This window comes from uncultured Lactobacillus sp. (genome assembly GCF_947367085.1).
GTDB lineage: Bacteria > Bacillota > Bacilli > Lactobacillales > Lactobacillaceae > Lactobacillus.
Map to the genome: position 1 here is coordinate 1 of NZ_CANBCP010000046.1, position 13302 is coordinate 13302.

The 13302-nt window shown below is 34.0% G+C and carries 11 protein-coding genes and 1 pseudogene; 7 read left to right on the forward strand and 5 right to left on the reverse strand.

Annotated elements, in window-relative coordinates; all coding sequences use genetic code 11:
• The first annotated feature begins 66 nt into the window (after nt 1-66).
• Nucleotides 67-1428: an IS4 family transposase gene (locus tag Q0Y70_RS07485; RefSeq protein WP_297819171.1), complete on the forward strand. Its 1362-nt coding sequence runs from the start codon at nt 67-69 to the stop codon at nt 1426-1428.
• Between the two features lie 156 nt (nt 1429-1584).
• Here Q0Y70_RS07485 and Q0Y70_RS07490 read toward each other — a convergent pair whose 3' ends face one another.
• The 3 genes from Q0Y70_RS07490 to Q0Y70_RS07500 all read right to left on the reverse strand — a co-directional run bounded on the left by Q0Y70_RS07490 (nt 1585) and on the right by Q0Y70_RS07500 (nt 7210).
• The gene (locus tag Q0Y70_RS07490) at nt 1585-4317 is read right to left on the reverse strand and encodes a transglycosylase domain-containing protein (protein ID WP_297819173.1); all 2733 of its coding nucleotides are present in this window, start codon (nt 4315-4317) and stop codon (nt 1585-1587) included.
• Between the two features lie 94 nt (nt 4318-4411).
• The gene (gene pepV, locus Q0Y70_RS07495; protein ID WP_297819176.1) at nt 4412-5809 is read right to left on the reverse strand and encodes a dipeptidase PepV; all 1398 of its coding nucleotides are present in this window, start codon (nt 5807-5809) and stop codon (nt 4412-4414) included.
• Between the two features lie 27 nt (nt 5810-5836).
• Nucleotides 5837-7210 carry a glycerophosphodiester phosphodiesterase gene (locus Q0Y70_RS07500; protein WP_297819179.1) on the reverse strand — a complete coding sequence of 458 codons (1374 nt, stop codon included), beginning with the start codon at nt 7208-7210 and terminating at the stop codon, nt 5837-5839.
• A 98-nt stretch (nt 7211-7308) separates the two neighbouring features.
• Between Q0Y70_RS07500 and Q0Y70_RS07505 the strand changes: the two genes are divergently transcribed.
• The 5 genes and pseudogenes from Q0Y70_RS07505 (at nt 7309) to Q0Y70_RS07525 (ending at nt 10943) form a co-directional block, all read left to right on the forward strand.
• Nucleotides 7309-7641 carry a hypothetical protein gene (locus Q0Y70_RS07505; RefSeq protein ID WP_297819183.1) on the forward strand — a complete coding sequence of 111 codons (333 nt, stop codon included), beginning with the start codon at nt 7309-7311 and terminating at the stop codon, nt 7639-7641.
• 3 nt (nt 7642-7644) lie between these two features.
• Nucleotides 7645-9015, forward strand: a pseudogene (locus tag Q0Y70_RS07510) (bifunctional UDP-sugar hydrolase/5'-nucleotidase).
• A gap of 1 nt (nt 9016) precedes the next feature.
• Nucleotides 9017-9568, forward strand: coding sequence for a YutD family protein (locus tag Q0Y70_RS07515; RefSeq protein ID WP_297819185.1), 552 nt, complete (start codon nt 9017-9019; stop codon nt 9566-9568).
• Entirely contained in the window at nt 9565-10341 is a 777-nt protein-coding gene (locus Q0Y70_RS07520) for a TIGR01457 family HAD-type hydrolase (RefSeq protein ID WP_297819188.1), read from the forward strand. The genes Q0Y70_RS07515 and Q0Y70_RS07520 overlap by 4 nt, the downstream gene beginning before the upstream one ends.
• Nucleotides 10338-10943: a TIGR01906 family membrane protein gene (locus tag Q0Y70_RS07525; protein ID WP_297819191.1), complete on the forward strand. Its 606-nt coding sequence runs from the start codon at nt 10338-10340 to the stop codon at nt 10941-10943. Before Q0Y70_RS07520 ends, Q0Y70_RS07525 begins: the two co-directional genes overlap by 4 nt.
• 33 nt (nt 10944-10976) lie before the next feature.
• On the opposite strand, the gene Q0Y70_RS07530 is transcribed toward Q0Y70_RS07525, so the two are convergent.
• Both Q0Y70_RS07530 and Q0Y70_RS07535 read right to left on the reverse strand, forming a co-directional pair.
• Nucleotides 10977-11627 carry a VTT domain-containing protein gene (locus Q0Y70_RS07530; RefSeq protein WP_297819194.1) on the reverse strand — a complete coding sequence of 217 codons (651 nt, stop codon included), beginning with the start codon at nt 11625-11627 and terminating at the stop codon, nt 10977-10979.
• A gap of 21 nt (nt 11628-11648) precedes the next feature.
• Nucleotides 11649-12590 (reverse strand): NAD(P)/FAD-dependent oxidoreductase, encoded by a 942-nt coding sequence (locus Q0Y70_RS07535; protein ID WP_297819200.1) that lies wholly within the window; start codon nt 12588-12590, stop codon nt 11649-11651.
• 107 nt (nt 12591-12697) lie between these two features.
• On the opposite strand from Q0Y70_RS07535, the gene Q0Y70_RS07540 reads away from it, so the two are divergent.
• The gene (locus Q0Y70_RS07540; protein WP_297819197.1) at nt 12698-13057 is read left to right on the forward strand and encodes a CvfD/Ygs/GSP13 family RNA-binding post-transcriptional regulator; all 360 of its coding nucleotides are present in this window, start codon (nt 12698-12700) and stop codon (nt 13055-13057) included.
• Nucleotides 13058-13302 lie beyond the last annotated feature (245 nt).

A 13302-nucleotide genomic window follows, 5' to 3' on the forward strand; every position in this document is an offset into this window, starting at 1 on the left:
CAGAGTTTTTGTCTTTCTGCTCACTTTCGTCATATCATTGGTCTTTCATAGAAAGTTGTGGTTCTTATGAAATCCCTTCACTCAAATATTTTAAAACTGATGGATAGTATTATCAATAAAATTGCTGCTAATATTCATGCTTTCTCTGTTTCGGACCAAGCATTTACTCGTTGTCGCAAACTCAACGCCATTAATCTGATTAAACTAATTCTAAACATGGGAGCTGGCAGTCTGAATTCAGAAATCTTGCATGCTTTTCCTGATATAAATCTTAGAATGACAGCCTCAGCTTTTGAGCAACAGAAAGCTAAATTAAAACCTGCATGCTTTAAGGAAATTATGTTTGAACTTAGTCGAGCAAGCACTACACTGCAGTTGTTGGATGATAAGTACTTACTGGTAGCGATTGATGGCTCTGATTTTAATCAACCATTTAATCCTAAGTCCGAAAATATTTTTAATAATAATGAAGGCAAAATATATTGTCAGATTCATGTAAATGCTCTCTATGATGTCCTAAACAAGTTATATTTAGATTTGGTTATTCAACCTCATCAGAAGATGAATGAAGGTGAAGCCGCACTTACAATGCTAAAAAATCTAGACGAGCAAGAAAAAGAGTTTTTAGTTTTAATGGATCGTGGCTATAGCAGCTTTAATTTAATTGAGAATTGCAATCGGCTAAAGCATTGTCACTATGTTATACGAACGAAATCTGGGAAAGGCGCCATTAAAGAAATTGCCGCTATGTCAGAACAAGAATACGATATCGACCTTTCTTGCAAAGTAACTTCATTACATCGTTACTATATAACCCATAAAGATACGGAAAAATTTCTTCATTTGATTTTGCACAAAAGACATCACTATAAGGCCGTCCGCTCTAAAAACACCAGAGATCAACGCTGGGACTTTGAAGATTTATGCAATGTGAGGTTTCGGGTTTGTAAATTTAGAATTAATCCACCGGGTTTATCTGATGAATGGAAAGTACTTATCACTAATTTGAATCGAAATGAATATCCTCTTGCTAGAATGAAAGAGATCTATCATCTTCGCTGGGGAATAGAAACTTCTTTTAGAGAACTTAAATATGATTTAAGTGGCATACAATTCCATTCTAAAAAAGATCAATTTGTTTATATGGAGATGTATGCCCATTTTGCAATGTATAATGCCGTGAGTTTATCAGTAAATGCAAGTTCAAAACCATATTCTCAAGGAAAATATCAATATCAAATAGATTTTAAAATGGCCTGTTGTATTTGGCGCCAATATTTTAATTCAAGTGATAATTCTGATAAAGGCTTTACTCAGCTATTATTAAACATATCGTTTTATCTTACGCCAATTCGAGCAGGAAGAAAATATAAACGATATTTAAAAAATAAATTAGTGATTGATTTTCCTTATCGTCTAGCAGCTTAAGTTAATAGAGCCAACTATCTTCTTGATAGCTTATTTGTGCTACCAAAAAAGACATTTACCGAATAAAATAATTCGATAAATGTCTTGAAAAGCGTCGCTGAATTCGTCAATGTCTTAACTTAATGACATTGGGCTAATTGAAGCCTTGCTTTTTTGTTATTGGTTTTCTTGCGCATTATTTACTTGTGTATTTTCAGTATCTATATTTGAATTTGCATCATTTGCGTTAGGTGGATTGTTATTATTTTCAGAATTGGAAGAATTGTTGGTGATGTTTTGTTGATTATTATTACCAGCATTATTACCACCTTGGCCTGAACGAGCTTGTTGATCATTTGCGCGAACTTGTCGTTCATTATTAGATGATTCACGTGAATTTACATTGGTTCTTCTACCGTAGTATTCTTCACCTCGACGCGTATTTGAACCATCAGCTGTGGTAAATAAATCGCTCAGTTTATGCTTTTTAGAAATTGTCTTACCACTGTAAATTAATTGGTGACCATAGTCGTTACTTACGCCATTTTCATAGTCGTAGAACAATTGATAATCACTGTGAGTTGCTCCAATGCCGAATTCTGCAGATGCACGTGGAGCTGGTTTTAGACTATAAGCAGTAGTTTCTTTACCACTTAAATCTACATCTTCTCCATCAAAGTTAACTGTTCCTGGGAGGGTACCAGTTTTTTCTAGGACTTTAAACTTGTGTACAGAAGCCGGTCGATCGATTGTATTTTCAAGTTTGAACATTGAAGGATCTTCATCGTATAGAGCATTAGCAATCTGTGACCAAAGTGATAAGTTCGTTTCACTGGCATTTGATTCTAGGTTATAAGAGTGCCCATAGAAATTGTCATATCCTATCCAGCTAGAAATCGTAATTCCTGGAGTTGAGCCATTGAACCAAATATCTCGATAGTCGTTACTCGTACCGGTTTTTCCAATCAAAGTTGAATCATCAAATTGGAGAGTGCCATTTAAACTAGAAGCAGTACCTTTTTTCACAACTTGGTGAAGCATCTTTTGCATAATGTAAGAAGTTCCTTGAGAAAAGACCTTATAAGATTTTTGTTTGTGTTTATAAAGAACTTTACCAGTAGGATCAGTTATTTCATCAATATAGTAGGGATCTTGACGTTTACCATCATTGTAAAAGTTTGAAAATGCACTGGCGTTATCAGCAACAGAAAAACCATAATCAGTACCACCAAGAGCTAAACCTAAGTTTTCATACTCGCTTTTACTTAAATCTAAGCCAAGCTTTTTCATATCTGCACGTAAGTCAATATTGCTGTGTAAGAGCTTGCTGTAGAGGTTAACTGCAGGTAAGTTATATGATTTAGCTAAAGCTTCTTGGGCTGGGAAGAATCTATTTTCGATAGTTGAATTGTAGTCAGTTGGAATATAGTTGCCAAAGTTTTTAGGGAAATCTGCTAGGGCTGTTTTACTTGAAATGATTCCGTGTTCAATCGCTGGTCCATAAACTAAGTACGGTTTAATTGAGGAACCAGGTGAACGATAAGTATCAAAAGCGTGGTTAACTTGAGAATTCTTAAAGTCAACTCCACCAGAAAAGGCCAGTATCTTACCTGTAGTATTGTCAATTACAACGCTACCGTTTTCTACATGTTCTGTGGTGTTGACCCAACGGTTAGTAGCTTGATCAAAGTCGCGACTCGTTTTATCTTGACCTAAATTTGATTGTTTGACAACACTACGCATGCGGTTATAGAGAGATTTTCTGATAGTTGAATGTATCTGATAACCTTTTTGGTGAAGTAGATCGCTTGCATTTGAAAGGTATTGGTTGTAACGATTAGTATCTTTTTTAACTTCATTGATATCTAAACCATCTTGTTCAATTAATTTAGCGGCAATTAATTCAGAGCCTTTATTCATGAGCAAGTTGTAAAGATAAGAATTTTGCTTTTTAGGTGGGGCAACCTTTTTCGGAGCAAGAAAGTCAGCCTTGAGGTCATATTTTTTAGCATCTTGATACTCTTTTTCAGTGATATCGCCGTTACGATACATTCTAAATAAGACAATATCTTTTCTTCTCATTCCTAAAGCTAGGTCCTTTTTAACTTCTCCTTTAGAATTATAAGGAGTATAGATAGAAGGAGATTGTGGTAGACCTGCAATAAAAGCAACTTGAGCTAAATTAAGATCAGCAATATTTTTGCCAAAAATACCTTCAGCAGCAGTTTTAATACCATTGATATTTTCACCACTATTATTCTTACCATAAGGTGCAGCATTCAAATATGCGCGCAGAATTGTTTCTTTAGAGAAATTTTGCTCGATTTTATGAGCATAAAACATTTCGGTTACTTTTCTACGCCAAGTTGTTTGACTAGTTAAAAACTGCATCTTAACTAATTGCTGAGTTAAAGTTGAACCACCAGTTTGAACACCGATACCAGTTAGTTCTGAAATAACGGCGCGCACTAATGATTTAGGCAAAACACCGTGGTGAGTATAAAAATTCTCATCTTCAGTAGCTGTTACAGCTTTTTTAACTAGTGGTGTGATTTCACTATCTGTAGCTTTATCTATTTTAACGTCAGAGGTAACTTTGGTGAGTTTTACATTATTTGCATAATATAAAGTTGCGGAGTTACTTGAATGATTAATTTGTTGGTTTAATTCACTGACACTTGGGACAGATTGCTGACGAACAATTCCTAATGCATAGCCGCCACCAAAACCAACTAATAAAAATAAGACAAAAGCAGCAATCACAATAAAATAGTGAAAAATCCGATGAAGAGTTAAATAAATTACTCCACAGTAAAAGGCAAATGGACTTTCATCAGACTTTCTTGCTAAATCACTGACTTTTGGCCCTGAGGTTAAAAAGTTGTATATTTTATCTTTTAAATTCTTCACTAATAAGATCCCTTTATTCTTTAGCTTTTGTTTTATTATAGCAAAAAAGGACGCTCACTTGAGTGTCCTTTTGAGAATTAAAGAATTTGTAATTTTATTTGCTTAATTCATAAATAGCTTCAGCATAAATTGCAATGGAGTTGATTAAGTCGTCAACTTTCATATATTCATTTGGCTGGTGCATTACTAGTGGAGCGCCTTCTGGTTGGGCACCAAAGGCAACACCATGTTTAAACAAACGGCCATAAGTGCCACCACCAATAATTTCTTCATGACCTTTTTTGCCAGTTTGTTTTTCATAAACTGATAGTAAAGTCTTAACAATTGGATCATCGCCTGGTACATAGTGAGGTTCTTCAGCGCTGCCTTGAATGCGGACGTCTAAAATGTCACCAAATTTATCGGTAATTTGTTTAACCATTGTTTCAGGATCAGTACCTTGAGGATAGCGAACATTATTTAAAATGTATGCATCTTGTCCTTCGACTTTAAAGATAGCTGGTGAACTGGTCAAATCACCCATTAATTCATCGTGATGTGCAATTCCCAACTTCTCACCGTGAAAGTCTTTATGTTCAACGCTAGCAATGAAGTGTAAGAAGTTCTTAACTTGACCTCCGAAGTTTAAAGAATCTAAGAATAAGGCGAGGTAGGTTGCGGCATTGCGACCAGTTTCTGGAGCAGAAGCATGAGCACCGTGGCCAGTTAAAACGAGTTGAGCACGTCCAGAAAGCATTTCAAAACTACCTTCTAAGTTGTGTTCTTTCAAAAATGCTTCATATTTTGGCTTAATGGATACTAAATCGTCACCTTCTAATTGAGCAGTAGCAGTTTGAGGGATGACGTTAGAGGCAATGCCAGCGTTAAATGTCCAAAGTTTGACATCTCCTTGGTTAAAGTCATCTTTAAAATCAAGCTTTAAAGTTACAATTCCTTGTTCACCATTGATAATTGGAAATTCAGCATCTGGTGAAAAGGCAACATCTGGAGCAGGTTCATGTTTTAAGTAATAATCAATTCCGACCCAATTGGTTTCTTCATTTGTACCTAAAACGAAATCAATTTTTTTATTTGGTTTAAAGCCATGTTCTTTCAAAATCAGCATTCCATAATAGCAAGCTAGAGATGGACCTTTGTCATCTGCACTACCACGACCGTAAATCTTGCCATCTTTGATTGTCATTTTAAATGGATCGCTCTTCCAGCCATCGCCTGCAGGTACTACGTCCATGTGTCCGATGATGCCGACACGCTCTTTTCCGTGGCCGTAATTGATACGTCCAGCATAATTATCAAAGTTTTCAGTATCAAAGCCGTCTCTTTGAGCAAATGATAAAAACTTCTTCATTGCTTTTACAGGACCAGGGCCGACGGGATATTCTTTACTAGTATTATTTAGGTCTTCAGCTGAATTAATAGCGATTAATTCTTGAAGATCCTTTAAAATAGCGTCTTTTTTTTCAGCAGCTAGTTTTTTGTAATCTAATTCCATAATTGACTCCTTTTTTGTTTTTATCTCTTAATTAAATATTACAGCATTTACGCTTTTATAGGTTTTCCAAAAATTAAAATTTTGAGTTCTTTGAAAAATATTGGTATATGGTAAAACGATATTTGTAGCTTTATTACTTTCTTTAAGCATTTGGTATTGCTTGAAAGCAATTGAATCTTTGTTGAATAAGCCATAATACAAAATATCTTTTGCTTTAACCCATCCTTTCTTAGTATAAATCCAATAAGGCTGACTACCACCATTAACACCTAAAATTTCATATTTTTTATTTGGATTCAAATGATTGATCTTAGGTGCACCATTTTGAGGTTCACTATATGTTGCAACTTTTTGATCTTTACTAATAATTTTTAAATTCCAGTAGGGCATGACCCACTCTGGTTGAAGATCAAAGCTAATTAAGTCAGCTGGAACAAATGCCTTATTTCCAATTTGATAGAACGTTTTTCCTTGCGAAATAACAGCATTTGAAACATGGACTTTTTCTAAAAATTTAAGACTCGTTTTTGTGTTAACGTGAAGATATGGGTTTTCACTTGCACTAGTTGGAATTCTGCCATAATAGTAACCATCTTTGTCAATTGTATATTTTTTGGTTCCTAGCTTTGCTAGTTTGTACTTATAGCCTGTTGCAGGAAAGTTTGTGACAACACCATCAATATCATTATTAATCAACCAATTCCAAAGTTTAGGTGATTCAGTCATCTCTGCCCAAACGAATACTTTTTGATTAAGGGCATGAAGCTGTTTTATTAATAATGGATTTTGGATAATTAAATCTGAAGAGATGTTAATTCCATTAACGTAAGATAGAACTTCAAAATTGATCCTTTTTAATGATCCCACAATGAATATTCGAGGAACATTTGGAAGTAATTTGCTCATTGTTTTTAGACTATCGGCAGAAAAACTATGGATCATTACACGGTCTTGCATGTGGTATTTTTTGATGCTATCAGCAATGAGTTGCTCCATATTCTTGGGATTATTGTGTTTTGTCTTTTTTGTTTCTAATAAGAATTTGGTGTTAGGCTTGTTTTGATAATATTCAAATAATTGATCTAGGGAAATTATGGCTTCACCATTAGCTTGTTTTAAGCTATGAAGATAGGCAAAATTGTTTTGTGATACAATAACCGAAGAGCCGACAACACGCGATAAATCCCGATCGTGAGAAACAACTAGAACGTTATCTTTTGAAACGTGCAAATCTAATTCAACGTAGTCTGCTCCATCTGCAAAAGCTGAATTATCACTTTGGATTGTTTCTTCAGGATATTTCGAAGGATTGCCGCGATGACCGACAACTAAGAAGCCGGAGTTAAAAACAAAAATAAAACTTAAAATAAAGACTAAAAACCCACATTTCTTAATCTTCATGCATCCACCTCTATTCTTGTTTTAACAATAGCATGCTTGTGCATTTTTTGCTAGAAGATTAAGATTTATTATTATATTTTTAGAATTGAGTTGAAATTATGGCTAGTAAATATCAACAATTAAATTTAATTGAAGAAATAACTCGTAATGATGGAACTAAGTACTATGAGATTTCTAATGTCGATCAAAATGGAATTGCTGAACTAGCGGTTGATCGAGGAAAAATCAAAAGAGTAAGAATTTTACAGTTGAATCTCGCCCGCACAAAAGCTTTACAAGCTTACGAAGAATATATTAATGAAACCTATGATCTAGAAACTTTGTTAAATGAAGATGACTGGAAAAATCCAGAGTGGGTTGAATGGCAAAAGCCTAAAGGAAAAGTTTTGGACGCATATAAAGCTATTTTAAGGGCTAATAGAATTGGATAACAAATGGAAAAAATCAGAATTTTGCACACTAACGATTTACATTCACATTTTGAAAGCTTTCCTAAAATAGAACGCTTTTTGCATCAAGCTCAAGAAGATAAGACGGTTGATCAAGTTTTTACTTTTGACGCTGGGGATTTTATGGATCGTTCACATCCTTTATCTGAAGCAACTAAAGGCCAAGCTAATATTGAACTGATGAATTGGTTTAACTATGATGCTATCACCATTGGCAATAATGAAGGAATCTCTAATTCGCATGCAGTCTTGGAAAAACTTTTCGATCATGCTAATTTTCCTGTTGTCTTGGCTAATTTAAGACAAAAAGATAATAGTATGCCCGACTGGTGCATCCCCTATAAAATTTTTACCACTAAACAAAAGACAAGAATTGCTGTAATCGGACTAACTGCAGCTTACCCAATGACTTATGGCCCAAATGGTTAGAATGTCAAATTGATTGGTAACACGATGGATAAGCTTTTGCCTAAGTTAAAGGGAAAATATGACATGTTAATCGTTGTTAGTCATATTGGACTAACAATGGATCGCTACTTAGCGCAAAATTATCCCGAAATCAACTTAATTGTTGGTGGTCATAGCCATGATTTGTTAGAAAATGGCGAAAAAGTTAATCACACTTGGATCACTCAAACAGGTAAGTGGGGAAGATATGTAGGCGATATTCAGGTTACTTTACAAGATCATAAAGTAGTTTCTATAAAGCCCAAAACTCATGCAACTAGCAAGATGGTTGAGTTTAAACAGGATGCAAAATATATTTCATCTTTGAGAGAAAAAGGTTTGGCCATTTTAAACAAACAAAAAATAGCTCAATTACCGGCTAATTTTGAGGAAAACAAAATGCAAGCTATTGAAGCTAGTTTAGATGCTATTACTTATTTTGCTAAAACTGATATCGGGATGCTAAGTACAGGATTATTTTTAACACCATTTAAGTCTGGTATTTTTACCCAAGCCGATTTACAACAAGCTCTTCCACATCCAATGCATGTAGTAAGAACGACTTTAAAAGGCGAGGATTTGTGGCGCTTAGTCATGGAAATCGAAAAAAATCGTCATTACTTAAAGAAATTTCATCTAGTGGGGATGAGTTTTCGTGGTAAAATCTTTGGCGAGATAATTTATAAAGGAATCAAAGTGGATCCAGAGTCGCGAACTGTTTATGTAAATGGTAAAGAAGTCGAACCGGATAAAGAATATGTAATTGCTGTCTTAGACCATTATGTGTTAATCCCATTTTTCCCAACGTTAGCTATTGTTGGACAAAATGAGTTTCTTTTCCCACAATATCTGAGAACAGTTGTTGGAGATTTTTTAGCCAAAAAGTATCCCCTAAAAGAAAATAACTAAAATGAGAGATAAAGAACACACTAACAATACAGATAAAAAACAACGTCTTTTACGACATCCTTTAGCTCATGTTGTGTTAGGAGAAGATGTTTTATTAATTGATGGAAGAAAATACGAAATTCTTGCTAACGTACGTGGCGGATTAGATGTTCAAATGCTAAGAGAAAAATATGATCCTTTTCTTAATCAATATGATTATATAGTGGGGGATGTTTCTAGTGAGCACTTACGTCTAAAAGGTTTTTATGATGAAAATGATCATGTCTCAATCGATAAAAAAGCCACCACTATCGTTGATTATTTAGAAGAATACTGCAATCCAGGCAGTGCTTATTTTGTGATTCATTTACTGGGTGATAATCCAGTAAAGAAAGTGGTCTTGGGTAGAAAAAATAAGCGTCAGAAAAAGCATTATAACAAGAAACAGAACTTTACTGAAAGACGAGTTAGAAAAACTAAAATTAAGTCTAACCATTCTGTTGCAATTAAAAGTCGTCATAAAGGACACAAGAATAAAAGCTTCGTTATTAAGAAAAGAAAGGGAAAAATGTGAAAAAGTATAGCTATTACTTGATAGATTTAGATGGAACAATTTATCGCGGAAACGATACGATTACTACAGGAGTCGAGTTTGTTCATCGTTTAGATCAAACGCATACTCCTTATTTGTTTTTGACCAATAATACAACGCGCACACCGCAAATGGTGGTAGATAAATTGAAAAAACATGGAGTAAATACAGATATTGATCATGTCTATACTCCAGTGATGGCAACGGCGTCTTATTTAAAAGATCAAAACCCTGATAAAGACAAAATCGGTGTTTATCTTATTGGACAAATCGGTTTGTGGAGAGGATTATTGTCCGATCCACGTTTTGTTTTAGATGATCAAAATCCTGACTACGTAATAGTTGGCATGGATACTGATTTGACATATCACAAAATTCGGACGGCTACCCGTTGTATACGTCAGGGTGCTACATTCATTGGTACGAATGCAGATAAGGTTTTACCTGCAGCTGATGAATTATTACCTGGAAATGGTTCACAATGTGCAATGATTGAAGCAGCGAGTGGAGAAGCTCCATTTTATATTGGTAAGCCAGCCAAGCCGATTATTAATTATGCCTTAAAACTAGAAAATAAAACTAAGGCTGAAACTCTAATTGTTGGTGATAATTATAATACAGACATTTGTGCGGGCATCAATACAGGGATTGATACACTTTTAACTTTAACAGGCGTTACTCAGAAAAAAGACCTAACACAAGTTTCAGTTCAGCCGACTTATGTTGTAGATAATTTGAGTGAGTGGCAGTTATGAAGAAAAAACCAATAAGTTCGATAATATATAATTTTTTTATGGCCTTAGCGACTGCGACAGTTGGAGCGCTTATTTTCAGCTGGCCACTTTTGGCTTTATTTGTGAAATTACAACATACTGATCAACTTGTAAAACAACCGCTTAATGTTGTAATGCGTAACTACAACCAGCTATTAGGCTATTTGATTTCACCCTTTGATAAAAAACTGCAAATGTCCAACTTTCCAACTTCTACCAATGCCGCCGAGCACTTTTACGAATGTAAATTAATGTTTCAGTTAGCTTTGATAGTATTTATCATAGGTATCATAATTTATTTCTTTTTAAGATATCGAAAGAAATTATCTTATCTTGTGTTATCACCAACAGTGGCTTTAATTTTTATGGTAATTCCCGTTGTGATTTTGCCATTTGCAGTCACTAATTTTGATAGTTTTTTCATAAGTTTTCATCATCTTTTGTTTAATAACAATAATTGGTTATTTGATCCAGCTACGGATCCAATAATTAATATTCTTACAGAAGGATTTTTCGCATCTTGTTTTGCAGTTGCGGGTGTTATTTATGAATTGTATTTTGCAAGATTTATTTTAAAGCACTAAAAAAGAGCTTGATAATGAAACTCTCTTGTATCATTATCGAAGCTCTTTTTTTAATACTACTTTTTTCTTAAGCCAAATAATTACCATTGGAACTACCGAAACGAGGATAATTGCAATAACGATCAGTGAAAAATGTTCTTGAACAACCGGGATATTTCCAAAGAAAAATCCCAAAAAAGAGAACAAGCTGACCCATAAAAATCCACCTAGTAAATTATATTTAATAAAAGTTGGATAGTGCATTTGACTTGCGCCTGAAACAAATGGGACAAATGTTCGAATGAATGGAATAAATCTACCTAAAACAATAGTAATGCCGCCATGTCGATCAAAGAAATTCTGGGCGGCTTTTTTTTTGTTTTCGTCAATTAAGCGATTAAACCAAGGATGCTCTGATCCTTTGGCTTCTGACCAGCGTCCAATTTCGTAGTTGACACTATCACCAGCGATGGCTGCAATTAAAAAGACAATGTAACATAGCCAGAAGGGTAAATTATATTTTGGAGATGCGGCCATCGCACAACAAGCAAAAATCAATGAATCACCAGGTAAAAAAGGGAAAATGACTAAACCGGTCTCAATAAAAATAATTGCAAACAGAATTAAATAGGTCCAATTTCCGCATGAATTAACTATCGCTACTAAATGATCGTCAATGTGTAAAATAAAATCTATTAAATTCATTCTCAAAACCTTTCTTGTCTTTTAGATACTTGTGGAATGTAAAGTTATCTTTTTTTCAGGAAATAACTTTGCCATAATATTTGAAATTGCAATTTGAGCTTCTCCAAATCCTAGGGCAATCATAGGAACTCTACCTGGATAACTTACGTTATCACCTGCAGCATAAATCCCGGAGATGTTAGTTGCCATAGATCTGTCTACTAAAATACCCTCTTGGTTTAAAGTTAAACCCCATTTTTTAAGGAGACGATTATCAGATTTATATCCATAAGCGACAAAAATGTCGTTTGTTTCAATCATCGAACTGTCGTTATTTCCGACTCCTTTTAATTGCAACTGTATCAAATTATCGACTACGTTAATATCTTTGGGAAGATATGGAGTTAATATTTTTACATTTTTTAAAGTTTGTAATGTCTTTAAATTGCTTTCTAACCCTCTAAACTCATTTCGTCTGTGGATAAGATTTACTTCTTTGCAATATTGTGCAAGTTCGATAGCCCAGTCTAACGCACTATCACCACCCCCTAAGACTGTGGCAATTTTATTTTGATAAATTTGGGCATCCGGCATGAAATAATGGATGTGTTCATTATCAAATTTTGCGGGTAATTTTTTAGGATGAAAAGCCCCTAAACCTGTAGTAAGTAAAACTGTTTTTGCTTTATAGGTATTGTTTAATAGAAAATAATCATTCTTTTTTTCGATCATTTGAATTTTATTATTAACTATTACAGGTTCAGATATATTGTCTTTAAGTTTTTTTACTAGTTGATTACCTTTTATGGAAGAATAAGTAGGAATATCCTGAATATTTTTATTAGGAAATAGCATTTGTACCTGACCGCCGGCAGAATCTAAAGCTTCAAAAGTTGCTGTTTTTAAGTTATGTAAGTTAGCAAATTGTGTGGCAAAAAGTCCCACCGGTCCAGCTCCAATTATGGCAAGATCAAACATTGAGATATCAGTTCTCCTTTCAAACATATAAAAGCTATTATACAAAATAAATGATTAGTTTAGTATTTATAATAATAAAGTTCTAAAATGGAGAAGAAAAGAGGTGGGGAAACTTGAAATATAAAATTGGGGAGATCTTGCAAGGAAAAATTAATGGTATTCAGCAATATGGCATTTTTGTCAAATTAGATGATAATACTGAAGGCTTAATTCACATTTCTGAAATTCAATCTGGTTTTGTTAAAGACATAGGCAGCACTTTTAGAGTTGGAGATCTAATTAAGGTGATGGTTTTGGATATTGATCCGTATTCAAATCAAATTAGTTTGTCCCATAGAGCAGTAGACAAGCAGGATTTAAACAGAAAAAACCGAGTTCATTTTTGGACATCATTAAATGTTAAGACAGGCTTTGAGCCTTTAAAACAAGCTTTACCAGAGCAGATTGATGAAGCTTATAAAAGATATTTTTAAAAAAGTACTTGCATTGAATATTGTATTCATGTAATATACTTATTGCGCCTGTGAGACAGGTAACTTAATTTTTACAAGAATTAAAAAAAGTTCTTGCAAAATAAAAAGTTTTAATGTAACATATTTAATTGTGTTTGAGATTAGTAACGAAAAAGAACATCAAAACGAAAAAAAGATGAAAAAATAAGTTGACAAGTCAAACACAAGATGATATATTTATAAAGCCGCTTTTGAGAACAAGAACT

Excerpts from the sequence above, each read along its gene's own strand:
- Q0Y70_RS07485 (WP_297819171.1), top strand. The coding sequence starts at position 67 with ATGAAATCCCTTCACTCAAATATTTTAAAACTGATGGATAGTATTATC.
- pepV (WP_297819176.1), bottom strand. The coding sequence starts at position 5,809 with ATGGAATTAGATTACAAAAAACTAGCTGCTGAAAAAAAAGACGCTATT.
- Q0Y70_RS07500 (WP_297819179.1), bottom strand. The coding sequence starts at position 7,210 with ATGAAGATTAAGAAATGTGGGTTTTTAGTCTTTATTTTAAGTTTTATT.
- Q0Y70_RS07505 (WP_297819183.1), top strand. The coding sequence starts at position 7,309 with ATGGCTAGTAAATATCAACAATTAAATTTAATTGAAGAAATAACTCGT.
- Q0Y70_RS07515 (WP_297819185.1), top strand. The coding sequence starts at position 9,017 with ATGAGAGATAAAGAACACACTAACAATACAGATAAAAAACAACGTCTT.
- Q0Y70_RS07525 (WP_297819191.1), top strand. The coding sequence starts at position 10,338 with ATGAAGAAAAAACCAATAAGTTCGATAATATATAATTTTTTTATGGCC.
- Q0Y70_RS07530 (WP_297819194.1), bottom strand. The coding sequence starts at position 11,627 with ATGAATTTAATAGATTTTATTTTACACATTGACGATCATTTAGTAGCG.